Below are 23564 nucleotides of genomic sequence, written 5' to 3'. Positions count from 1 at the left end.
AACAGCACGTAGTGGAAGTGGGCGACCACGAAGTACGTGTCCGAGACATGGAAGTCGATCGCGGGCGCGGCCAGCAGGATGCCGGTCAGACCACCGAACAGGAAGGTGACGAGGAAGCCCATCGAGAACAACATCGGTGTCTCGAAGGTCAGCTGCCCCTTCCAGATGGTGCCGATCCAGTTGAAGAACTTCACCCCGGTGGGCACCGCGATCAGGAAGGTCATGAACGAGAAGAACGGCAGCAGCACCGCACCGGTCGCGTACATGTGGTGCGCCCAGACACTCACCGAAAGCGCGGCGATACCGAGCGTGGCGTATACGAGGCCGCGGTATCCGTACAGCGGTTTTCGGGAGAACACCGGGAAGATCTCGGAGACGATCCCGAAGAACGGCAGCGCGACGATGTACACCTCGGGGTGCCCGAAGAACCAGAACAGGTGCTGCCAGAGGATGACCCCGCCGTTGGCCGGATCGAAGGCGTGCGCCCCGAGCACCCTGTCGGCCATCAGGCCCATCAGCGCCGCGGTCAGGATCGGGAAGGCGAGCAGGATCAGGATCGAGGTCACCAGGATGTTCCAGGTGAAGATCGGCATCCGGAACATCGTCATACCCGGCGCGCGCAGCGTGATGACCGTGGTGGTCATGTTCACCGCGCCGAGGATGGTGCCCAGACCCGAGACGACCAGACCGGCCACCCAGAGGTTTCCGCCCAGCCCCGGCGAGTGGATCGCGTCGGAGAGCGGGGTGTAGGCGAACCAGCCGAAGTCGGCGGCGCCGCCCGGGGTGAGGAAGCCGGAGAGCACGATCAGCCCACCGAACAGGAACAGCCAGTAGGAGAAGGCGTTCAGCCGGGGGAACGCCACATCGGGCGCACCGATCTGCAGCGGGAGCACGAAGTTCGCGAAGCCGAACACGATCGGAGTCGCGTACAGCAGCAGCATGATCGTGCCGTGCATGGTGAACAGCTGGTTGTACTGCTCCTGGGACAGGAACTGCAGGCCCGGCCGGGCCAGCTCGGTGCGCATGAGAAGCGCCATGATGCCGCCGACGAGGAAGAACCCGAACGCGGTCACCATGTACATGACGCCGAGCTGCTTGGGGTCCGTCGTGCGGAGCATCGAAAGCAGATACGAGCCCTTCGCCGGGGTATGCGCGTGATACGCGCGGGTAGCGATCGGCTTCGGAGCTACCGCCGTCACAACTGCCTCCTGCACACTGCGTGGTTCCCGTACCGGCACACAGGGTTGACCGGCACACAGGCGATGGTATCCCCCTGCGTATCCGACGGAAACGGCAACCCAAGTGATCTTGCTGGGATGATCCTCGCATGACCGAGCTGGCCGCCCTCGTCGAGTTCGCCGAGGGGTACGGAGTGCGCTGCACCGAGCCGCGGGTACTCCGCGACCGGGCCAACCTGCTCGTGCACCTGCCGCCCGCCCCGGTCGTCGCACGCCTGCCCGGCCTGGTCCGCGCCCTGCGCCGGGACACCGAGCGCCATCTGAGCATCGATCTGGAGCTGGCCGGATTCCTGCACGAACGGGGTATTCCGGTCGTCGCACCGAGCGCCGAGCTGCCGCCGGGGCCGCACCGTATCGGGGGACGAAGCTGCACCTTCTGGACTTTCCACCGGGTGGTTGACGGCACCCCCGATCCGGGGGAGATACGAACCGGTCTCGCGGCCATGCACGCGGCGCTTTCCGGCTACGAGGGCGACCTCACAGGACTCGGCCCGCTCGCTGACCTGCGACTCGGCCTCGAACGCCTGGACTGGAGCGATCCGGAGCGCGTGATCATCGACACGAAGATCGAGAGGTTCGCGGGATTGCTCGCCGAACTGCCCGCCCAGCCGTTGCACGGAGACGCTCATTCGGGAAACGCCCTGGTCACCGTGCAGGGGCTGGTGTGGACGGATTTCGAGGACACCTGGCACGGACCGATCGAATGGGATCACGCGGTGGCCGCGCTCGGTGCGGTGCCTGTTGCTCCACTCCAGCGTGGCGCCCCTGTCGAGCACTGTGCGGAACTGCGTGCCTTGCACGGTGCGATGTGGCAACAGGTACTGCGGCCGGGCACCGAGACCGCCGCGCGGGCGAAGGCGAGGCTGCTGGCATGACCGAGCTCGCCGACCTCACGGGCTACGGCCCCTACTTCACCGTGCGAATCGGTACGGGTTCCGGGCCGCGGCTGGCCGAGCTCTACCGCTGTCCCGAGCTCGTGCGCGCGAACATCGAGCAGACCGGCGCGGCCCTGGGGGGTGTCCCCGACCGGGTCGCCGCCGGCACCTGGCACCTCGCCTGCTGCGCCTACCTCGTGTCCCCGCCCCTCGGCGGCTGCGCACACGGCGAGCTCCCGCTGTTCGACCCCGAACACACCTGGTGGAACACCGCTGAGCCCGTGCGACTGTCCACGTTCCAGCCTGCCTGGCTGCCCGCTTCCGCGGATGGCATGCGCACCGTGCTCGACACCCATTTGGTGCCGCTGCTGCACAGCGTGCGGTCCGCGGTCAAACTCGCCGAGCCGATCCTGTGGGGCAACCTCGCCTCGTCCCTGGTCGGTGCCGCGCGGGTACTCGGAGCCGAGGCCCCCTGGCCGCTCGTGCGGGAACTGCTCGACGGGCTCGGTGCCGGGGAACTCGACGAGCGACTGGGGTTCCGGCGCCGTTCCTGCTGCCTGTTCTATCGGGTACCGGGCGGCGGCTACTGCGGCGACTGCCCGCTCGGATAGGCCACTTACGGAAGCAGTGGTGCCAAGCGGCAGGTCTCCATACTGCTCGACCAGTTCCGCCGTTCGCTCGTAATCAGCGAAGGACAGGTCCGCGACTTGAAAAGTTCCGTCAGCGAGTGACCGCAAGCGGGCACGACCATCTCCCGATTGGCCAGATGCAGGCCGGTGAAGAGGTCTGCGCACCGTCGATAGTCAGGTTCCCGATGGAATGCCGCTGCGGCCCGCGGGCCGGTATCAATGACGATCACTTGTACTGGCCGAAGCCCTCGGCAAGCAGTCCATCGGCACGGGCGCCCACCGCAGTGCCATCACCGGACGCGATGCCGAAAAATTTCGGCGGCCACGGCCTGTCGTGCACCGACCGAAGGTGCCGACGAACATCGGCAAGCACAACTGGCACCTGGTCGTCCGGAATCTCGTTGACCAAGCGCTCCAGTTCCTCGCGGGCGCTGCTCATACCCCCACCTACGGCACTGACCAGCCCATCGCTGGTAACAACGCGAACTCAACAGGCAACAACGTTGGCCAGAAACGCGCGAAGCCGGGACCCCACGAACACGCAGGAACTTCCCGGCCTCACTTCCACTCCATCCCGCAGGATGGCGGCTACGTATCTAGACTACCGATCGGTACACCCTGCCGCAACCGATCGCACGGTCAGCACGTCACGGAGTCGTTCGCCATACCTGGTCTCACCACGCAGCCCCGCGCCGACGACGCCCGCAATCACATCCGGCAACCACAGAAGCGGCTCTTTCGCTCCAGCTACATGATCGAACCAAGCAGCGGAACCACCCACACCTTGCGAGCGCAAGCTGTTGAGCCACATCCGCTCGCGCTTGTTCTGCTTTGATTCCCGAGCCTCGAGTACGACATGCCGCACGTCGAGTTCATCGAGATCGGCCAGTAAGGCCATCAGAGACTTCCTGCGGCGCCGCTCTGCGGTTTCGGTTTCGGCACAGGTGCGCACCACCGCGTGATAGCGCACCGGATATCGCGCAATCGCCTCGACAATCCGCTGCCGCTCCCGAACGTACCGCTCCTCGTACCAGTGAAGCTTGCTGCGCCCGGGGCGACTCAGGTTCCGCAAGCTCGCGCTGACCGATTCTCGATCGTCCTCATCAAGAACGGCCGCAGCGACGACATAGACGGGACCAATAAGTGACGGTTCGCTCTCATCAAGATAAGCAACGCACAATCCATCACACCCCCAGCATCTCCGTCAATGTCTAGATAACCAGATATTGACGGATGTCGCATTGGCAATGTGACACCGGTCGGCGGCTACTGCGGCGACTGCCCGCTCGGATAGGCCACCGTCAGCAGGTGCGCGCTCGCGCCGAGCAGGGCCGGTTCGGTCTCCACTCGCCGCAGGCTCTCGAGCAGCCGCCGGGCGGATCCGGGATCGGCGAGGCGTTCGGCGAGCACTTCGTCCCCGAACAGCCAGCTCGCGCCTTCCACGGCATAGGTGACCGGATCGGTGAGTCCGGCCTCGCGTGCCTCGGCGGCGAGCTCTTCCGGGTGGTGGAAGTAGGCGGTGGTGAACCAGTCCTGCGGAGCGTCCTCGGGCGGGCGGTGCCCGGTGCCTTCGAGGTCACCGTCGATGAGCGAGCGAAAAGCCGGATCCGCGTCGAGCCCGAGGCGCATACCGTCGTGCAGCGAGGCGAACCGGCTGATCCCGGCGACGGCGACGCAGCCACGGCTCACCCGGGCCGCTTCATGCCAGGCCGTGATCCGCTCCGCGCGTTCGGGCAGGTGGTAGAGCGGGCCGAGCATCAGCACCGCGTCGAAGCTCCCCTCGGCGAACCGCAGTTCCCGCGCGTCCCCGAGTTCGGCGTCCAGCCCGGCCTCGCGCGCCTGCGTCACGTGCTTCTCGGCCGCGTCCACGAGGGTCACCCGATGACCGAGCTCGGTGAGCCAGTGCGCGTACCGGCCGGGGCCGCCGCCGAGATCGAGGATCCGCGCCGGGCTCGCGGGCAGCTGCCGCGCCAGAATGTCCTTGGTGCGCAGGAACTCCACCTGTCCGTGCGGGCTGTCCAGCCTGCCTACCTCACTGATCTCGGCGTAGTGGCGCAGTATCGAGGCATCCATGCGCGAACCCTGCCAGGCCGCGCCACGGGCGGCCACCGATTTGTTCAGCGTTTGCCGAGCAATCACCACTCGACCATTCGGATACCGAAATTCGAACCCAAAAGGCTCGAGCGCTGCACCACTTTCGCGAACGGCAGATCGGCGAGCGCAGGGCTCACGCGGCCCCGATTTGGAAAGCGCTGATAAAGGGGCTCTCCTCCACAGCATCCTCACCGGCTTCTTCGAGGTACAGCTGGACCGCTTCGATGAGGTTCGCCTTCGCTTCATCGATCGTCTGACCTTGCGAGGCGACCTCGACCTCCAGGCACCGCGCGACGTACCAGTCCTCTTCCTGGTGCACCGCGGCCGTCAATGTCTTCGCCATGTGCACACTTTAGCCCAGATCACCGTGGTCGCGACGGCCATTCGAGCCCCGGTTCGGCCACCCGGATGGGACCGGGGAACGCCGGGCGCGCGGCCGCGATCGCCCGCGCCGGATCGGTGCCCGGCCACAGATGGGTCAGCAGCAGCTCGCCGACCCGGGCGTCCCGGGCGTACTCGCCCGCCTGGCGGGCGCTGGACAGGAAGGCGGCGTCCTCTTCGGGCACGGTTTCGGGATAGGTGGCCTCGGCGAGCAGCACATCGGCGTCCGCGGCGAGCTCGGTGACCGCGGCGCTCGGCCCGGTGTCCCCGGTATAGGCCAGCCGATCCCCGCCCGTCACGCGCAACCCGAGGTTCACCACGTGGTGCGGCAGGGGTACCGGCAGCACTTCGAACGTCCCGATACGCACCGGTTCGCGCGCCCGCAGTTCGTGCACCAGACCGGCGGAGCGCACCGCGGCGACCTGGTCGAGCGCGAGCACCCGGTCGAGCGCTCCCCGCGGGGCGTACACCGGCAACGGCGGCTCGCCTTCGAGCGCACGGGCCCGCAGCAGCGGATTCAGATCGGCGCAGTGGTCGGGGTGCCCGTGGGTGACGGCGACGGCGCCGAGTTCACCCGCGGCGAGGTACCGCTGCAGTGCGGCGAAACTGCCGTAGCCGGGATCGAGCAGCAGGGTGTGCCCCTGGTACTCGAGCAGGTAACCACTGCACGGCTGTGCGGCGCTCGGCCAGGCCCCCGCCCCGCCGAGCACGGTGAGCTTCATCGGTCGAAGAGGGCGAGCAGTTCCTGCTTGCCGAACATCTCGGCGGACTGGCGCGCGGTCGGCGCCCCGGCGTCCGGATCGGCGCCGCCCTCGGCGAGTACCCGTACCACCTCGTTCTCTCCTTTGAACACGGCACCGGCGAGCGGGGACTGGCCGCGGTCGTTGAGCTTGTCCGGATCCGCGCCCCGGTCGAGCAGCGCACGCACGGTTTCCGCGTGCCCGTGGTAGGCGGCGAGCATGAGCAGCGTGTCCCCGGATTCGTTGGCGAGGTTCACCGGAACCCCGGCCTCGACATAGGCGTCCAGCTCGGCCGTGTTTCCGGTGCGCGCCATCCCGAACAACCGGGTCGCGAGCTCAACGAGATCTTGGTCATCGCCCATATCCGGATTCTGGCATGTTTCCGGGTCACGGCCATATGCTGACCGGATGCGACCGGCTCGACTGCTGTGGCGTACCTGCGCCCACGCGCTCAACGGCAAGCCAGGCACGAACGAACACCAGCTGCGCAAGGCGGTGTCCGGCAAGACGGTGCTCATCACCGGCGCCTCGTACGGGATCGGTGAGGCGACCGCCCGGCTGCTCGCCGGCGCGGGGGCGACCGTGCTGCTGATCGCCCGGTCCGCGAAACGACTCGACGAGGTCACGGCCGCGATCCGCGCGGACGGCGGGGACGCGCACGCCTATCCGGCCGATCTGACCGATACCGATTCGGTGGACGGGCTGGTCGACCGGATTCTCGAGGCGCACGGCCAGGTCGATGTGCTGGTGAACAACGCGGGCAAGTCGATCCGGCGGTCGATCGAGCTCTCCGAGAACCGGTTCAGCGATTTCCAGCGGACCATCGACATCAACTACCTCGGCCCGGTCAAGCTCACCCTCGCCCTGCTGCCCTCGATGCGCGCCAGGGGCGCCGGTCATGTGGTGAACGTGTCCACCTGGGGCATGCGGATGTCCCCCGGGGCGCGCTGGGCGGCGTATTCGGCCTCCAAGGCCGCCTTCGACACCTGGTTCCGCACCTTCGGCAAGGAGGTCCGCTCCGCGGGCATCACCACCACGAGTGTCTACATGGGGCTGGTGCACACCAGGATGAGCGCGCCGACCGCGGCCCTGCGCAGTGTTCCCGGCCTGAGCCCGCAGGAGGCCGCGGGAATACTCGCGGACGCGATCGTCACCCGCAAACTCAAGATCGAACCGCCGTTCATGGCGCCGATCGCGATCGGCCTCTACACCCTGCGCACCCCGGTGGAACTGCTCAGCGCCGCGCTGTACCGCTTCGGCTCGGACAGCGAGGCTTCGATCGCCGCGGTGCGCGAGCAGGAACCGCCGCAGTCACGGGTGTCCTAGCTTCACAGGTGCCGCAGCTTCGGCCACAGCACCGACCACGGCGCACGCAGACCGGTGCAACGCCAGATGGGCACATCCTTGGTGGCGCCGGGCAGACCGAGCCGCGCATCGGCTTTCCCCGCCGGTTCCAGGTTCGCGCAGATCGGCTCGAACACCACCCGGTCCCCGACCGCGAGCACGGGGCGTGCCGCCGCCGGTGGCGCGCCGAAGTAGCCGAATCCGCGGGATGGGCTGTACACCGGGGGTAGCCCGAAGCGGGTTCCGTACCGGTCCAAAGCGCTTGCCTGCCAATAGGATTCGGCCAGCAGCACCGCGTTTTCCCGGTCGCGGGGAGCCAGCCCGCGGTAGGCGCGCGCGGTGCTCGCGGCGAGTTCCCGCCAGCCGAACTGACCGTTGACGCTCAGCTTCGTCGCCAGCTCCGCCCGGTCGCGCACCGGTTCCACGGAATCGGCGGGCTGCCACGGAAGCACATACAGCGCCGAACCGATCGAGACCGCGGTCAGCACCGCGAGCACCGTCTTACCTGGCACCCGGAGCCCGCGTCTGGTCAGTTCGACGGCACCGACGGCCATGACGCCGGCGAAGATCCCGGCCACGTAGTACTCGCGCCCGTTCAGCACCAGGAACACCGCGAACAACAGCACCGTCGTCAGCGCCAGGAACCGGTAGTCGCGCAGGTGTTCCGCACGCATCAGGCGCCACAGTCCATAGCAGAGCAGCGGAACACCGAGCACCCCGGCGAGTGCGATGGCGAGCGGGACGAAGAGCACCCGCCCGGCGGCGAAGGCCTGCTCACCGGCAACGATCGAACCCATGCCCAGTTGCGGCCAGCCGTGGTTCGCTTGCCACACAAGGGAAGGCAGCATGCTCAGCACCACGATGGCCGCGCCGGTCCAGAGCATCGGCCGGGTGAGCATCCGCCGCGGCCCGAGCAGCAGCACCGCAACCCCCGCGCTCAGCCAGAAGAACGGGATCAGCCATTTCACCTGCATGTCGACCGCGGTCGCGATGCCCGCGCCGAGCAGCAGCAGGTCGTTCCCGGTACGTACCCAGGCGCACCAGGAACCAGGTGATCAGCACCCACAGCGCGGTGTCCACGGTGTTCGTCGCCAGCATGTGCCCTTGCAGGAAAAGGAAGAACGAGCTCGCGTATGCGGTAGCGGACAGCAGCTGCGCGCCCTTTCCCCCGCCGAACTCCCTGGCGAGCAGCCCGGCGAAGAACACGGCGCCCGCGGTGATCAGCGCGGCGGGAACACGCAGGGCGAACACCGAGCCGGGCGCGATCGAATCCATGAGATACGCGAGCAGCGGGAGAACCGGCCCCTGGTCGGCATAACTGAATTCCAGGCGGTGCCCCGCGGCGAGGAAATACAGTTCATCGCCGAAGTACCCGTACCGGCTCGCGAAAACGAGCAGCAGCACGAAACTCGCAAGGGCGATCAGCGATACCCCCAGTTTCGCGAACGGTACGGGCAATCCGGTTCCCGCGCGATTCTCCGCGGTCAACGTTGCCATCGCCCACCTCACAGGGTCATCAGATCAGGCCACAGTTTCGACCACGGTTCGCGCAGTTCGGCGCACCGCCAGATCGGTACATCCGTTGTCTCACCGGGAAGGCCGAGCCGTGATTCGGATTTCCCCAGTGGCTCCACCCGGTTGCACGCGGCACGCAGCGCGGGCTCGGTGCCGCCGATGTAGAGCACGGTTTTCGCCGAGTCCGGTGGCGGGCCGAAATAACCGAATCCACGACCGGGGCTGTACACCGCGGGCAATCCGTGCTGCGCGCCGAATTCGTCGAACGCGGCGGCCCTGGTGTACGAATCGGTGACGAGCACCGCGGATTTCCGCTCCTCCGGGGTGAGCCGGTGATAGGCGTTCGCGGTCGAGTTCATCAGATCCTGCCAGCCGAACTGACCGTTGAGGGTCAGCTTCTCGGCGGCGTCCTCGGGCCCGTGCACCGGTTCGATCTCCGCGGCAGGGCGCCACGGCAGCAGCACGACCGAGGACCAGACCGCGACGACCGCGAGCACCCCGATCGCCCAGCGGCCGAGCGGATAAACCTTGTCCCGCAACAGTTCCGCCGAACCGGCCGCGGCGAGCACCGGGAACATCCCGACCACGTAATAGGGCCGCCCGCTCGCGATGACGAAGAAGACGAACAACAGGATCGCGGCCGGGGCGAGGAACCGGTACGGGCGCAGCCGTTCGGCGCGGAACAGCCGCCACACCCCGTAGCACAGCAGCGGAACACCGAGCACTCCGGCGAGTTTGAGCGCCTCCGGGGTGAACAGCAACGGACCACGGGCCGCGGCCTCGTCCGCGCCGATGATCTCGCTCATCGCCAGCTGCGGCCAGCCGTGCCCGGCCTGCCAGACCAGGCTAGGCACCATGCTGACCCCGACCAGGAACGCCCCGGTGAGCAGCATCGGGTTGATCAGCATCCGGCGCGGCCCGCAGACCAGCACGGCAAGCGCGACACAGATCCAGAAGGCCGGAATCAGCCACTTCACCTGCATGTCCAGCGCGGTGACACAACCGGCGGCGAACAACAGCCAATCGACCCTGGTGCGCACCCAGCGCACCAGCAGCCAGGTGATCAGCACCCACAGCACACTGTCGATCGTGGCGGTGGCCAGCAGATGTCCTTGGGACAGCAGGAAAAGCGAGCTGGCCGCGGCGAGCGCGGAGAGCGTCTGCGCCCCGCGTGTTCCGCCGAACTCCCTGGCGAGCAACCCGGCGAGCAGCACGATCCCCGCCGAGGCCAGTACCGAGGGAAGGCGCACGGCGAACAGCGAGCCGGGCGCGATCAGATCCATCAGCCTGGCGATCGCGGGCACCAGCGGCCCCTGATCGGCGTAGCTCACGTCGAGCCTGCGCCCCGCGGCGAGAAAGTACAGCTCGTCCCCGAAGAAGCCGTACCGCTCGATCACCGCGAGCAGCAGCCCCGCGGTCGCCAGTGCCACCAGCCCGATGCCGAGCTTCGCCACCGGCGCACGCCCGCTCGCCTCACCCATCGCCGTATCCCCCTCTTCGCTACCGGCACACCATCCTCGCGGTCGCCTCGACCGCGGCGCGCGAATAGCGTTCCATGTCGAAGTCCTCCGTGCGCGAGACCCGGCCGGCGAGACCGTCGATGGTGTCCCGGATGAACATGGCCGTCATCCGGACGTCGAACTCGGCGAACTCCCCCGTTTGCTGCCCTTCCTCGAGCAGTTCGACCAGCGGATCGAGAACGTCCGCGTTCTCCTGCATATCGCGGAAGTGCAGCATCCCGTCCTGATCCCGGAGGTTGCCGATCACATCCACGAACACCCGCAGATAGGTGCGGTGCTGCCCGATGAATTCGAAGTTCGACTCCAGATAGGCGCGCAGCTTCGGCCAGGCCCCCTCCGCCGCGTCGATCCGCGGGGCCATGAACTCGCCGCCCGCGATGTAGAGCTGGATGACGAGCTGGTGCAGCAGATCGTCCTTGCCGTCGAAGTGATAGGAGATGACACCTTTGGAGATGCCCGCACGCTCGGCGATCTTGGCCAGCGAGGCTTTCAGGTAGCCCTGCTCGGCGATCACCTCGACCGCGGCCTCGATGATCTGGCGGCGGCGCGCCTCCTCGATGAACGTCCGGCCTTTCTGACCGGGCGACTCACTTTCTGACCGCATGGCCAAACTTTAGCATCGGAGGCGGGTCAGGCCAAGGGTGTGTCTGGTGGATGCCTTCCGTCGCGAGCGGGAGCCAGCGTGGCGGCGCCCCTGCGGGACACCCGCGCCCGAGATCGGCAAGGCGGAGGATTGAGCCATAGCGGAGCTGTGGTGATTGCGCGCCTTCGCAGCAAGGCGCCGCGCTGGCCCCGCGCAGCAGGAAAGCGCATCCGCCAGGCGCACCCCTAGGGTGTGTCCGGCCGCTGTCGGCGAACCGGCAGAATGGTGCCCCGTGAGCAGCCCTACGCCTATCCCACAACGGATCGCCGAGGAACTCGGCATCGAGCAGCGCCAGGTGACCGCGACGATCACGATGCTCGACGACGGCGCGACGGTGCCGTTCATCGCGCGCTACCGCAAGGAGGTGACCGGAGGGCTCGACGATGCGCAGCTGCGCACGCTGCACGAGCGGCTCGGTTATCTGCGCGAACTCGACGAGCGGCGCACCGCGATCCTCGACTCGATCCGGGAGCAGGGCAAGCTCACCGAGGAACTGGAACAGTCCATCAACGCGGCCGAGACCAAGGCCCGCCTCGAGGACATCTACCTTCCGTACAAGCCCAAGCGGCGCACCAAGGCGCAGATCGCCAGGGAACAGGGCCTGGAACCGCTCGCCGACGCGCTGTTCGAGGACCCGTCCAACGATCCGAACACGCTCGCCGCGCAGTACGTGACCGAGGAGGTCGCCGATGCCCAGGCCGCACTGGACGGGGCCCGCGCGATCCTCGTGGAGCGTTTCGGGGAGGACGCCGACCTGGTCGGTGAGCTGCGCGAGACCATGTGGAACCGGGGACGGCTGATCACCAAGGTCCGCGAGGGCAAGGAGAACGAGGGCGCGAAGTTCGCCGACTACTTCGACTTCGCCGAGGAACTCGCCTCGCTGCCGAGCCACCGGGTGCTCGCCGTGTTCCGCGGGGAGAAGGAAGGCGTGCTCGATCTGACCGTCTCCCCCGAACCCTCCGACGAAGAGGTCCCCGGGCCGAGCGAGTACGAGCGCGCGATCGCGGCCAAGTTCGGCATCAGCGACCAGGGCCGCGCCGCCGACTCCTGGCTCACCGGCGTGGTGCGCTGGGCCTGGCGTACCCGCATCCTGATCCGGCTCGACGTGGACCTGCGGGCCCGGTTGCGCGCCGCCGCCGAGGACGACGCGGTCGGGGTGTTCGCCACCAACCTGCGGGACCTGCTGCTCGCCGCGCCCGCGGGAACCCGCCCGACCCTCGGGCTCGACCCGGGCCTGCGCACCGGGGTGAAGGTAGCCGTGGTGGACGCGAACGGCAAGGTCACCGACACCGCCACCATCTACCCGCACGCCCCGGCGAAGCGCTGGGACGAATCGCTGGCCGCCCTCGAAGCCCTCGTCCGCAAGCACGAGGTCGAACTGATCGCGATCGGCAACGGCACCGCGTCCCGGGAGACCGACCAGCTGGCCGCCGAGCTGATCAAGAAATCCAGCGCGAAACTGACCAAGGCCGTGGTCTCCGAGGCGGGTGCCTCGGTGTACTCCGCCTCCGAATACGCCTCGACCGAACTGCCGACGCTGGACGTCTCACTGCGCGGCGCGGTCTCCATCGCCCGGCGGTTGCAGGACCCGCTGGCCGAACTGGTCAAGATCGAACCGAAATCGATCGGGGTCGGCCAGTACCAGCACGACGTGTCCGAGCTCAAGCTGGCGCGCAGCCTGGACGCCGTCGTCGAGGACTGTGTGAACGCCGTCGGCGTGGACGTGAACACCGCCTCGGTTCCGCTGCTGACCAGGGTTTCCGGGATCACCGCCACACTCGCGGAGAACATCGTCGCGCACCGGGACGCCAACGGTTCCTTCAGCAACCGGGTAGCGCTCAAGGAGGTCGCCCGGCTCGGCCCGAAGGCCTTCGAACAGTGCGCCGGCTTCCTGCGCATCCAGGGCGGCGATGATCCGCTCGACTTCTCCAGCGTGCACCCCGAGGCCTACCCGGTCGTACGGCGGATCCTGTCCAAGACCGGCGCCGAGACCGGCGAGCTGATCGGGAACACCAAGCTGCTGCAGGGGCTGCGCCCCGAGGAGTTCACCGACGAATCCTTCGGTGTGCCCACGGTGAGCGATATTCTCACCGAACTGGAGAAGCCCGGCCGCGATCCCCGTCCGGAGTTCGCCGCGGCCAAGTTCGCCGAGGGCGTGGACACCCTCGCCGATCTGAAGGTGGGCATGGTGCTCGAGGGCGTGGTCACCAATGTCGCCGCCTTCGGCGCCTTCGTGGACGTGGGGGTGCACCAGGACGGGCTCGTGCACGTCTCCGCCATGGCGAAGCGGTTCGTCTCCGATCCCCGCGAGATCGTGAAGTCCGGGCAGATCGTGCGGGTCAAGGTCCTGGAAGTGGACATCCAGCGCAAGCGCATCGGGCTCACGCTGCGCCTCGACGACCCGACCGACGGCTCGAAACCCGCGCAGGACAAGGAGAATCGCGGCCAGCGCGGCGGTGGAGGCGGTCAGCGCGGCGGTGGCGCCAAGGGCGGCAACCGCGGTAACGGCGGAGGCAAAGGCGGGAAGCAGGGCGGCGGCAAGCCGTCCCGGGACCGGGCACCCCAAGGCGGTGCCATGGCGGATGCGCTGCGCCGGGCCGGTCTGACGGGCAAGTAGTTCGGTGGTGTCCGGGGAGCGATCTCCCCGGACACCCTCCTCACTGCACCGGGTTGGTCAGCGTGCCGATTCCCTCCACGGTCACCGAGACCGACTGGCCCGAGGTGATCGGGCCGACCCCGGCCGGGGTTCCGGTCAGGATGACGTCCCCGGGCAGCAGCGTCATGACCGTGGAGATCCACTCCACGACCTTGCCGACATCGTGGATCAGCAGCGAGGTGCGCGAGTCCTGTTTGCGCTCGCCGTCCACTTCGGTGTGGATGGGCAGATCGGCCGGGTCCACGGCGGTGTCGATCCACGGGCCGAGCGGGCAGAAGGTGTCGTGCCCTTTCGCGCGGGTCCACTGGCCATCGTGTTTCTGGTGGTCGCGCGCGGTCACGTCGTTGGCGACGGTGAACCCGAGCAGGGCGTCCCGTGCCTTGCTCGCGGAGACGTTCTTGCACGGGGTGCCGACGATCGCGGCGAGCTCCCCTTCGAAGTGCACCTCGTTCGAGCTCGCGGGCAGCTTGATCGGCAGGTTCGGGCCGATCACCGAGGTGTTCGGCTTCATGAAGATCACCGGATCGGCCGGGGCCTCGCCACCCATCTCGGCGGCGTGATCGGCGTAGTTCTTGCCGATACAGATGATCTTCGTCGGCAGGATCGGGGCGAGCAGCCTGGTGTCGGCGAGCTTCCACTTCCGCCCGGTGAAGTTCTTCTCCACCCCGAACGGATGCTCGGCGATCTCCGCGACCACGGCATCGGCCCCTTCGCCCTCGACGGCGGCGAAAGCGACCCCTTCCTGATGAGCAATCCTCGCGATACGCACGGGGCCACTGTACAGCGTGCCTCGTGCGGCCCTCGTCCGTCGCGAGCGGGACATGGGGCCGCTCGAGGTGCCCTCAGCCTTTGGTCTCGGTGCGCACCCGGTACGCCTTGTGCGCAAGCGCATCGGTGAGCGCCAGCCAGCTCGCCTCGACGATGTTCTCGTGCACTCCGACGGTGGTCCACTCGCGCGCGCCGTCCGCGGAGTCGAGCAGCACCCTGGTTACCGCGTCGGTGCCGTGCGCCCCGGCGAGGATGCGCACCTTGTAGTCGGCGAGCGCGACCTCGTCCATCCAGCTCAGGTGCGGGCGCAGCGCGGTGCGCAGTGCGGCGTCCACGGCGTGCACCGGCCCGTTCCCCTCGGCGGTCGCGATCACCCGCTGCCCGCCGACGTGCAGTTTCACCGTGGCCTCGGAGACCACCGAGCCGTCCGGGGCGTGGTCGATGATCACCCGGTAGGACTCGAGGGAGAACACCGCGGATTCGGCATCCGCCTCCCCCGCGTTGCGCCGCAGCAACAGTTCCAGTGAGGCGTCGGCGGCCTCGTAGGACCACCCGGCCGCCTCCCTGCGCTTGACCTCGTCCACCGAGGCGGTCAGTGCCTCCGGCCGGGCGGCCAGGTCCACGCCGAGTTCACGGCCCTTGAGTTCCAGGCTCGCCCTTCCGGCCATCTCAGTGACCAGTACGCGCATGTCGTTGCCCACCAATGCGGGATCGATGTGGTTGTACAGCAGGGGATCCACCTTGATCGCGCTCGCGTGCAGGCCCGCTTTGTGCGCGAAGGCCGATGCACCGACATAGGCCGAATGCGGATCCGGGGCGATGTTCGCGAGTTCGGCGATGCCGTGCGAAACCCGGGACAGTTCCCCGATCGCGCCCTCCGGGAGCACCGGCATGTCCAGCTTCGCCACCAGATTCCCGAGCACTCCGAACAGGTCCGCGTTGCCCGCGCGTTCGCCGTAACCGTTGGCGGTGCACTGCACGTGGCTGGCCCCGGCCTGCACGGCGGCGATCGAATTGGCCACCGCGCAGGATGTGTCGTCCTGGCAATGGATCCCGAGCCGGAAGCCGGTCTTTTCACCTACCTCGGCGACCGTCTCGGCGATCCCGAGCGGGAGCTGGCCGCCGTTGGTATCGCAGAGCACCACCACATCCGCGCCCGCCTGGACTCCCGCGTCGAGCACCCGCAGCGCGGTCTCCGGATCGTGGGCGTAGCCGTCGAAGAAGTGCTCGGCGTCGAGGAACACCCTGCGGCCCTCGCCGACGAGGAAGCGCACGGTGTCGGCGACCATCGCGGCCGCGGTCGGCACATCGGTGCGCAGGGCGCGTTCGATGTGCCTGCGATCGGATTTCGCGACCAGGGTGATCACCGGGGCCGCGGAGTCGAGCAGCGCGCGCACCTGTGGATCCTGCGCGGCCTGGGTGTCGGCCTTGCGGGTGGCGCCGAACGCGACGAGCGCGGCGTGTTTCAGTTCCAGTTCCCCGGAAGCGGCACGGGCGAAGAACTCTGTGTCCTTGGGCAGCGCGCCGGGCCAGCCACCCTCGATGAACCCGACCCCGAGGGAATCGAGCAGCCGGGCGACGGCGAGCTTGTCGGCGACCGAGTAGGAAATCCCCTCCCGCTGCGCGCCATCGCGCAACGTCGTGTCGTAGACGTGGAATTCGTCCCCGAGCGGGGTGCCTTCCGGGCGGGTGCGGGTCACGGTGGTTCTCCTGTGGTGGCGGGACGCTGTGCTGATCGGGCAGAAGCAAAAAAAGAACCTCCCGTACGAATACGGGAGGTTGGCGCATCGGGTGCGTTTTGTGAACGGCTACCCGATGCGCTTGGCGATAATGCCGGTCGCGGTGCTGGTGACACGCTTCATGTGCGGCATGATCGCATGCGCTGCCGACGTTGTCCAACCGCCGGTCATGCGCCGGTTCCGTGCTGTGGCGCGGAAACGAGTGCGGCGAGCCGGTCGCCGATGGCCGAGGTGGTCCCCGGGTTCGCGTGGTCCCGGGTGGCGAGGTCGAACGCGACCGAGGCCTCGATGCGCCGCGCCGCCTCGCGCTCACCGATGTGGTCGAGCAGCAGCGAAAGCGAGAGCACCGCGGCCGTCGGATCGGCGATCCCCTGCCCGGCGATGTCCGGGGCGGACCCGTGCACCGGCTCGAACAGCGCGGGGTTGGTGCCGCTCACGTCGAGGCTGCCGGAGGCCGCGAGCCCGATCCCACCGGTCACCGCGGCAGCCAGGTCGGTGATGATGTCGCCGAACATGTTGTCGGTGACGATCACGTCGTACCGTGCGGGATCGGTGACCAGGTGGATGGTCACCGAGTCGACGTGCTGGTAGGAGACGGTCACCTCGGGGTGCTCGAAGGAGACTTCCTCGACCACGCGGGACCACAGCGAGCCCGCGTGGGCGAGCACGTTGGTCTTGTGCACCAGGGTCAGGTGCTTGCGCGGGCGGGCCGAGGCACGGGCGAACGCGTCCCGCACCACCCGGTCCACCCCGTGCATGGTGTTCACGCTGACCTCGGTGGCCACCTCGTGCTTGGTGTCCTTGCGCAGGATCCCGCCATTGCCCGCGTAGAGCCCCTCGGTGCCCTCGCGCACGACGACCAGGTCGATCTCCGGCGGCTCGGCGAGCGGGCTGCGCACCCCCGGGTAGAGCTTCGAGGGCCGCAGGTTCACCGCGTGATCGAGCTCGAAACGCAGGTTCAGCAGCAGGCCGCGCTCCAGGATGCCGCTCGGCACGGTCGGGTCCCCCACCGCGCCGAGCAGGATCGCGTCCTGGTCCCGCAGCTCGGAAAGCACCGACTCGGGGAGCAGCTCCCCGGTGGCGTGCCAGCGGGTCGCACCGAGGTCGTAGCGCGTGACCTCGGCACCCGGCGAGACCTCGTCGAGCACCTTCAGCGCTTCGCCGATGACCTCTGGACCGATCCCATCACCTGGGAGCACGGCAAGCCGCATCTAAACCTCCACTGTTATCGCTTACCGAGCACACTACCGGGCGACACCCGGCGCCGGACGAGCGACGGTGTCCAAATCGCGAGAAGCTGATCAGCGGAAATCGATCGAGTGCGCGGTGCGTGCGCCGATCGCCGCGCCGATCTTGGCGAGCACCGACTCGTCCACCGCGTGATCCACCCGGATGAGCATGGTCGCCTCGGAGCCGCTCGTGGTCTGGGACAGCTGGGCCGCCTCGATGTTCACCCCGGCCTCACCGAGCAGGGTTCCCGCGGTGCCCATCACGCCCGGCCGGTCGGCGTACTCGAGCAGCAGCACGGTGCCCTCGGCGCGCAGGTCGAAGTGCCTGCCGTTGATCTCCACCAGCTTCTCCACCTCGTCCAGCCCGGTCAGGGTGCCGGAGACGGAGATCGTGGAGCCGTCGGACCCGGTCGCGCGCACGGTGACCAGGCTGCGGTGGTTCGGGCTCTCCGACTCGGTCTGCACATCGGCGCGCACCCCGAGCTCCTCGGCGAGGTTCGGCGCGTTCACGAAGGTGACCTGCTCATCGACCAGATCGGCGAACACCCCGCGCAGCGCGGCCAGCGGGAGCACCGTCACGTCCTCGCCGGAGATCTCGCCGCGCACCGCGACGGTGATCGAGGTGGGTGCCTTGGCCGAGAGCGCGGCGACCACGGTGCCCAGTTTCTGGGTGAGCGGGAGGAACGGGCGCACCTCCTCGCCGACCGGTCCACCGGCCACGTTCACCGCGTCCGGGACGAACTCGCCGCGCAGCGCCAGCAGGGTCGACCGCGCCACATCGGTGCCCGCGCGGTCCTGCGCCTCCGCGGTCGAGGCACCGAGGTGCGGGGTCACCACCACGTTGTCCAGGCCGAACAGCGGGCTCTCGGTGGTCGGTTCGGCGCTGAACACGTCGATGCCCGCGCCGCCGACCCGGCCCTCGCGGATCGCATCGGCCAGCGCCTGCTCGTCCACGAGCCCGCCGCGTGCCGCGTTCACGATGATCACGCCCGGCTTGACCTTGGCCAGCTTCTCGGCGTCGATCAGGCCCTTGGTCTCCGGGGTCTTGGGCAGGTGCACGGAGATCGCGTCGGCGCGGGAGAGCAGTTCGTCCAGCTCCACCACCTCGACACCGAGCTGTGCGGCCCGCGCGGCCGAGACGTACGGGTCGTAGGCGATCAGGTTCGCGCCGAACGCGGCGAGCCGCTGCGCGACCAGCTGACCGATCTTGCCGAACCCGACGATGCCCACCGTCTTGCCGTTGATCTCCACACCCGAGTAGGAGGAGCGCTTCCACTCCCCGCCGAGCAGGCTCGCACAGGCCGCGGGGACCCGGCGCGCCACCGAGAGCAGCAGCGCGATCGCGTGCTCGGCCGCGGAGACGATGTTCGAGGTCGGCGCGTTCACCACCATGACGCCCTTGGCCGTGGCCGCCTCGACCTCGACATTGTCCAGTCCCACCCCGGCGCGGGCGACGACCTTGAGCTTGCTGCCCGCGGCGTACACCTCGGCGTCGACCTTGGTTGCCGAGCGCACGAGCAAGGCATCCGCCTCGGGGACCGCCGCGAGCAACGCGGATCGGTCGGTCCCGTCCACGTGGCGGATCTCGAGTTCATCACCGAGCACTTCCAGCACGGAGGGCGCGAGCTTCTCTGCGATCAGAACGACTGGACGACTTGCGTTAGTCACGATAGCTGCTCATTTCCTGCGTGGTACGCGAAACATAGGACACAACCAGTGGACACCGCACTGTGCCCACCTCAGCCAGCAGTGTAGTGCTCGAACTCGGGACGTCCAGGGCGTACAACTACATGGAATACCGGCCAATCACACTCCGTACACAAAAATCGGGGCACCGTCCGCAATGGACAGTGCCCCGATCCGGGTCTTCTCGAGCGGCGAGGCCGCTCTCACCACCCCCGCAACTCGCACCTACGCGGTGTCGTTGAGGGGGTTGTCCACCCAGGACATGAGCCCGCGGAGTTTCGCACCAACCTGCTCGATCTGGTGCTGCTGGCCCTGCTCACGCAGCTTGGTGAAGTTCGGGCGGCCGTTGTCGTCCTCGGCGATCCACTCCTTGGCGAAGGATCCGTCCTGGATCTCGCCGAGGATCTTCTTCATCTCCGCCTTGGTCGCGTCGTTGACCACGCGCGGACCACGGGTGAGGTCGCCGTACTCGGCGGTGTCCGAGCAGGAGTAACGCTGCCGGGCGATGCCGCCTTCGTAGATGAGGTCGACGATGAGCTTGAGCTCGTGCAGCACCTCGAAGTAGGCGATCTCCGGCTGGTACCCGGCCTCGACCAGGGTCTCGAAGCCCGACTGGATCAGGTGCGAGGTCCCACCGCAGAGCACGGCCTGCTCACCGAACAGGTCGGTCTCGGTCTCCTCCTTGAAGGTGGTCTTGATGACCCCGGCGCGCGAGCCGCCGATGCCCTTGGCGTAGGAGAGCCCGAGCGCGAGCCCGTTGCCCGAGGCGTCCACCTCGACCGCGACCAGGTCCGGAACGCCCTTGCCGTCGACGAACTGACGGCGCACGAGGTGCCCGGGGCCCTTCGGCGCGACCAGGATGACGTCCACGCCCTCCGGCGCCTGGATGTAGCCGTAGACGACGTTGAATCCGTGCGAGAAGCACAGCACGTCACCGGAGTTCAGGTTCGGCGCGATCTCGTCGGCGTAGACCTTGCGCTGCACGGTGTCCGGCGCCTGGATGGTGACGAAGTCGGCTTCCTTGGTCGCCTCGGCCGGGGTGAGCACGCGCAGGCCCTGTTCCTCGGCCTTGGCGCGGGACTTGGAGCCTTCGGGGAGCCCGATGCGGACGTCGACGCCGGAGTCGCGCAGGGACAGTGCGTGGGCGTGCCCCTGGCTGCCGTAGCCGATCACCGCGACCTTGCGGCCCTGAATGAGCCCGAGGTCGGCGTCATCGTCGTAGAAGATTTCCGCGGCCATGTGTTATTGCTTTCCTTCCAACGTTCGATCTTGCTCGGGTTGTCGAACTACTCAGCGCACCGAGGTAGCGGTGATCGACCGCGCTCCCCTGCCGAGTGCCACCATTCCGGACTGCACTATTTCCCGGAGCCCGTACGGTTCGAGCATCCGCAACAGCGCGGCCAGTTTATCGGTGTTGCCCGTGGCTTCGACGGTGACCGCTTCTGGCGAGACGTCGACTACCTTAGCGCGGAACAGCTGTACGGTTTCCAGCACCTGGCTGCGCACGGTCGCGTCCGCGCGCACCTTCACCAACAGCAACTCCCGCTGTACGGAGACGGCAGGTTCGAGCTCGACGATCTTGATCACGTTCACCAGCTTGTTGAGCTGCTTGGTGACCTGTTCGAGTGGGAACTCCTCCACCGAGACCACGATGGTCATACGGGAGACATCCGGATTCTCGGTCGGCCCGACCGCGAGCGATTCGATATTGAATCCGCGCCGCGAGAACAGACCGGAAACCCGCGCGAGAACACCCGGTTTGTTCTCGACGAGAACCGAAAGTGTGTGTGAACTCATTGCCGCCCCCGCTTCGCTTCGTCGATCATTTCCGATTCCTCGACCGGCGGTGCGACATCATCGCTGTCGAAAAGCGGGCGTATATCGCGGGCCGCCATGATTTCGTCGTTTCCCGTTCCGGCGGCGACCATCGGCCACACCTGAGCATCCTTGCCGACGACGAAATCGATGACCACGGGGCGGTCATTGATTTCCATCGCCTGCTTGATGACCGCGTCGACCTGTTCTTTGCTCTCCGCGCGAAGACCCGCGCAGCCGAGCGCCTCGGCGAGCATCGGGAAATCCGGGATATTGTGTTTCTGGGTGCCGAGATCGGTGTTCGAGTACCGCTCGTCGTAGAACAGGTGCTGCCACTGGCGGACCATTCCCAGATTGCCGTTGTTGATCACGGCGACCTTGATCGGGGCGTCCTCGATCGCGCAGGTGGCCAGCTCCTGGTTGGTCATCTGGAAACAGCCGTCCCCGTCGATGGCCCACACCTGCTTGTCCGGGACCCCGAACTTGGCCCCCATCGCGGCGGGCACCGCGAAGCCCATGGTGCCGAGGCCTCCGGAGTTGATCCAGCTGCGCGGCCGCTCGTAGCCGATGAACTGGGCGGCCCACATCTGGTGCTGGCCGACCCCGGCCGCGTACACCGCCTCCGGCCCGACCAGCGCGCCGATGCGTTCGATGACGTACTGCGGGGACAGCGTCCCGTCGCTCGGCCATTCGTAGCCGAGCGGGAAGGTTCCCCGCGCGTCGTTCAGGTACTCCCACCACGCGGTGTAGTCGCCGACCGGGCCCTTCTGGGTGTGCTGCTCCTTCACCGCATCGATGAGCTCGGTGATGATCTCCTTGGCGTCCCCCACGATCGGCACGTCCGCGTGCCGGTTCTTGGAGATCTCCGCGGGGTCGATGTCCGCGTGCACCACGGTCGCCGAGGGCGCGAAGGAGTCGAGCTGCCCGGTGACCCGGTCGTCGAACCGGGTGCCGAGCGCGATGATCAGGTCCGCGCGCTGCATGGAGGCCACCGCGGCCACCGAGCCGTGCATGCCGGGCATGCCCAGATGCGAGGGATGCGAGTCCGGGAAGGCCCCGCGCGCCATCAGCGTGGTGACCACCGGGACCCCGGTGAGCTCGGCGAGGTTACGCAGCTCGGCGTCCGCGCCGGACTTGATCACTCCGCCGCCGACGTAGAGCACCGGCCTGCTGGACTTGGCCAGCAACCGCGCCGCCTCGCGCACCTGCTTGCCGTGCGGGCGGGTGGTCGGCCGGTAACCGGGCAGGTCGAGTTCCGGCGGCCAGGAGAACGAGGTCGCCTCCTGCAGGACGTCCTTCGGGATGTCCACCACGACCGGGCCGGGGCGCCCGGTGGAGGCGATGTGGAAGGCCTCCGCGACCGCGCGCGGGATGTCCCGCGCCTCGGTGACCAGGAAGTTGTGTTTGGTCACCGGCATCGTGATACCGCAGATGTCGGCTTCCTGGAAGGCATCGGTGCCGATCAGCGCCCTGCTCTGCTGGCCGGTGATCGCCACGACCGGGACCGAGTCCATGTGCGCGTCGGCGAGCGGGGTGACCAGGTTCGTCGCGCCCGGGCCCGAGGTCGCCATGCACACCCCGACCTTGCCCGTGGCCTGCGCGTACCCGGTCGCGGCATGCCCGGCGCCCTGTTCGTGGCGGACGAGCACGTGGCGCACCCGGGTCGAGTCAAGCAGCGGATCGTAGGCGGGAAGAATCGTGCCTCCGGGAATCCCGAAGACCACCTCCGCTCCGACCTCCTCGAGCGAACGGACGAGGGACTGCGCACCGGTGACGCGTACTGGGGCGCCACTCGGCGGAGCCGGGACCGGTCGCTGCGCTGCCTGCTTTCCCTGGCCGGGTTTCGCGGATTTGTCCCCGGACTGACCGGGATCCTCACCGCGTGCCCGACGCGTTGCGCTTGTCATCTGCCTGCCTTCTTACCTTTTTTTCGGGTCCAGACACGAAAAAACCCCCGACGACCTGGGTCGTTCGAGGGTGCGCGTCGACGAGCTACTTCTCAGGCGTCGACGCGCCCTGGAAGTACGAGAATGCTCGTGTACATCATGGGCGGAAGGTTAACGGTTGACGGTCCGATCCGTCAACAGGGCGGGAATCATGTCCCGGATGATGAAACCAGGGGGTGTGTGGCACCACCCCATCGTGCTAAGGCACTCTTGACGGGTGCCGGTGACGAAGGACGAACAGATGTCGGACCAGGAACAAGCCGAGCCCACGCTGCCGAAGCGGCTCGTCTTCCGCTTCCCGCGCACGAGCCTGCTCGCCGTGCTCGCCGTCATGGTCTTCGCGATTCCGTTCGCCTCCGGCTGGCCGCCGCTGTGGCTGATCTACGTCTTCCCGCTCGCCGCCGGATACGCGGTGATCCGGCTGCGCACCATCGTGGACGCCGAGGGGCTGCACGTGCGCGGTCTCGCGGGCAGCAAGCACATTCCGTGGTCCGCGCTGCGCTCGCTGCGGCTCGGTGAGCGTTCCTGGGTACGCGCGGTGCTCGCGGACGAGACCGAGTTCACCCTGCCGACCGTCCGGCTGCGCCACGTGCCCGCGCTCTCGCTGATGTCCGGTGGTCTCATCGCCGATCCCACCGAGAAACCGCGCGAGTGAGCATCGCCCGAGAGGCGTCCTGACCGGGTCCGGGTGTCCGGTCACCGCGAAACCCGGTGCGATACAGGAGTAAACTGGCCACCACCGGCCC

At 68.0% G+C, this 23564-nt stretch carries 22 protein-coding genes; 5 read left to right on the top strand and 17 right to left on the bottom strand.

Annotation, left to right across the window (positions count from 1 at the left end):
• A partial coding sequence (locus tag AD72_RS12975; RefSeq protein WP_031466737.1) for a cbb3-type cytochrome c oxidase subunit I occupies positions 1-1199 on the bottom strand: 1199 nt, incomplete at its 3' end.
• Between the two features lie 128 nt (positions 1200-1327).
• Here AD72_RS12975 and AD72_RS36510 point away from each other — a divergent pair.
• Entirely contained in the window at positions 1328-2113 is a 786-nt protein-coding gene (locus AD72_RS36510) for a phosphotransferase (RefSeq protein ID WP_051898558.1), read from the top strand.
• Positions 2110-2724, top strand: a complete 615-nt coding sequence (locus AD72_RS12965) for a (2Fe-2S)-binding protein (protein ID WP_051898557.1) — start codon at positions 2110-2112, stop codon at positions 2722-2724. Before AD72_RS36510 ends, AD72_RS12965 begins: the two co-directional genes overlap by 4 nt.
• 244 nt (positions 2725-2968) lie before the next feature.
• Here the strand turns inward: AD72_RS12965 and AD72_RS12960 are convergent, their stop codons facing one another.
• The 6 genes from AD72_RS12960 to AD72_RS12935 all read right to left on the bottom strand — a co-directional run bounded on the left by AD72_RS12960 (position 2969) and on the right by AD72_RS12935 (position 6319).
• Positions 2969-3181: a hypothetical protein gene (locus AD72_RS12960; protein ID WP_031466734.1), complete on the bottom strand. Its 213-nt coding sequence runs from the start codon at positions 3179-3181 to the stop codon at positions 2969-2971.
• A 162-nt stretch (positions 3182-3343) separates the two neighbouring features.
• A complete protein-coding gene (locus tag AD72_RS12955; RefSeq protein WP_156365169.1) occupies positions 3344-3922 on the bottom strand; it encodes a hypothetical protein in 579 nt (192 codons plus the stop codon).
• An 86-nt stretch (positions 3923-4008) separates the two neighbouring features.
• Positions 4009-4881, bottom strand: coding sequence for a class I SAM-dependent methyltransferase (locus tag AD72_RS12950; RefSeq protein WP_197284958.1), 873 nt, complete (start codon positions 4879-4881; stop codon positions 4009-4011).
• An 88-nt stretch (positions 4882-4969) separates the two neighbouring features.
• Positions 4970-5179 carry a type II toxin-antitoxin system HicB family antitoxin gene (locus AD72_RS12945; RefSeq protein WP_031466731.1) on the bottom strand — a complete coding sequence of 70 codons (210 nt, stop codon included), beginning with the start codon at positions 5177-5179 and terminating at the stop codon, positions 4970-4972.
• 19 nt (positions 5180-5198) lie between these two features.
• Positions 5199-5939: an MBL fold metallo-hydrolase gene (locus AD72_RS12940; protein ID WP_031466730.1), complete on the bottom strand. Its 741-nt coding sequence runs from the start codon at positions 5937-5939 to the stop codon at positions 5199-5201.
• Positions 5936-6319, bottom strand: a complete 384-nt coding sequence (locus AD72_RS12935; RefSeq protein ID WP_031466729.1) for an ankyrin repeat domain-containing protein — start codon at positions 6317-6319, stop codon at positions 5936-5938. Before AD72_RS12935 ends, AD72_RS12940 begins: the two co-directional genes overlap by 4 nt.
• 46 nt (positions 6320-6365) lie before the next feature.
• On the opposite strand from AD72_RS12935, the gene AD72_RS12930 reads away from it, so the two are divergent.
• The gene (locus AD72_RS12930; RefSeq protein WP_231644819.1) at positions 6366-7283 is read left to right on the top strand and encodes an SDR family NAD(P)-dependent oxidoreductase; all 918 of its coding nucleotides are present in this window, start codon (positions 6366-6368) and stop codon (positions 7281-7283) included.
• Between the two features lie 792 nt (positions 7284-8075).
• Here the strand turns inward: AD72_RS12930 and AD72_RS37595 are convergent.
• Genes AD72_RS37595 through AD72_RS12915 form a run of 3 tightly spaced genes read right to left on the bottom strand, consistent with a single transcriptional unit; the run spans position 8076 to position 10940 of the window.
• The gene (locus AD72_RS37595; RefSeq protein ID WP_231644818.1) at positions 8076-8798 is read right to left on the bottom strand and encodes an ArnT family glycosyltransferase; all 723 of its coding nucleotides are present in this window, start codon (positions 8796-8798) and stop codon (positions 8076-8078) included.
• Between the two features lie 8 nt (positions 8799-8806).
• Positions 8807-10297, bottom strand: coding sequence for a glycosyltransferase family 39 protein (locus AD72_RS12920; protein WP_031466727.1), 1491 nt, complete (start codon positions 10295-10297; stop codon positions 8807-8809).
• A 19-nt stretch (positions 10298-10316) separates the two neighbouring features.
• Complete coding sequence (locus tag AD72_RS12915) at positions 10317-10940, bottom strand: TetR/AcrR family transcriptional regulator (RefSeq protein ID WP_031466726.1); 624 nt, start codon at positions 10938-10940, stop codon at positions 10317-10319.
• 271 nt (positions 10941-11211) lie between these two features.
• Here AD72_RS12915 and AD72_RS12910 point away from each other — a divergent pair, with 271 nt between their 5' ends.
• A complete protein-coding gene (locus AD72_RS12910; RefSeq protein WP_031466725.1) occupies positions 11212-13596 on the top strand; it encodes a Tex family protein in 2385 nt (794 codons plus the stop codon).
• Between the two features lie 40 nt (positions 13597-13636).
• Here AD72_RS12910 and AD72_RS12905 read toward each other — a convergent pair whose 3' ends face one another.
• From AD72_RS12905 to AD72_RS12875, 7 genes are all read right to left on the bottom strand, one after another.
• Positions 13637-14404, bottom strand: coding sequence for a fumarylacetoacetate hydrolase family protein (locus AD72_RS12905; RefSeq protein ID WP_031466724.1), 768 nt, complete (start codon positions 14402-14404; stop codon positions 13637-13639).
• 73 nt (positions 14405-14477) lie between these two features.
• Complete coding sequence (cimA, locus tag AD72_RS12900; RefSeq protein ID WP_031466723.1) at positions 14478-16103, bottom strand: citramalate synthase; 1626 nt, start codon at positions 16101-16103, stop codon at positions 14478-14480.
• A 206-nt stretch (positions 16104-16309) separates the two neighbouring features.
• A complete protein-coding gene (locus AD72_RS12895; RefSeq protein WP_031466722.1) occupies positions 16310-17353 on the bottom strand; it encodes a 3-isopropylmalate dehydrogenase in 1044 nt (347 codons plus the stop codon).
• A 90-nt stretch (positions 17354-17443) separates the two neighbouring features.
• Positions 17444-19039 carry a phosphoglycerate dehydrogenase gene (serA, locus tag AD72_RS12890; RefSeq protein ID WP_031466721.1) on the bottom strand — a complete coding sequence of 532 codons (1596 nt, stop codon included), beginning with the start codon at positions 19037-19039 and terminating at the stop codon, positions 17444-17446.
• Between the two features lie 243 nt (positions 19040-19282).
• Positions 19283-20296, bottom strand: coding sequence for a ketol-acid reductoisomerase (ilvC, locus tag AD72_RS12885; protein ID WP_031466720.1), 1014 nt, complete (start codon positions 20294-20296; stop codon positions 19283-19285).
• A 51-nt stretch (positions 20297-20347) separates the two neighbouring features.
• On the bottom strand, positions 20348-20854 hold the full coding sequence (ilvN, locus tag AD72_RS12880) for an acetolactate synthase small subunit (RefSeq protein WP_031466719.1): 507 nt from the start codon (positions 20852-20854) through the stop codon (positions 20348-20350).
• Positions 20851-22779 carry an acetolactate synthase large subunit gene (locus AD72_RS12875; RefSeq protein ID WP_051898556.1) on the bottom strand — a complete coding sequence of 643 codons (1929 nt, stop codon included), beginning with the start codon at positions 22777-22779 and terminating at the stop codon, positions 20851-20853. Before AD72_RS12875 ends, ilvN begins: the two co-directional genes overlap by 4 nt.
• Positions 22780-23059: 280 nt before the next feature.
• On the opposite strand from AD72_RS12875, the gene AD72_RS12870 reads away from it, so the two are divergent.
• The gene (locus AD72_RS12870; protein WP_031466717.1) at positions 23060-23473 is read left to right on the top strand and encodes a PH domain-containing protein; all 414 of its coding nucleotides are present in this window, start codon (positions 23060-23062) and stop codon (positions 23471-23473) included.
• Positions 23474-23564: the final 91 nt, after the last annotated feature.

This window comes from Sciscionella sediminilitoris (assembly GCF_000737195.2).
Taxonomy (GTDB): domain Bacteria; phylum Actinomycetota; class Actinomycetes; order Mycobacteriales; family Pseudonocardiaceae; genus Sciscionella; species Sciscionella sediminilitoris.
The sequence above is the reverse complement of the archived record's forward strand: the minus strand, read 5'-3'. Positions and strand labels throughout refer to the sequence as shown.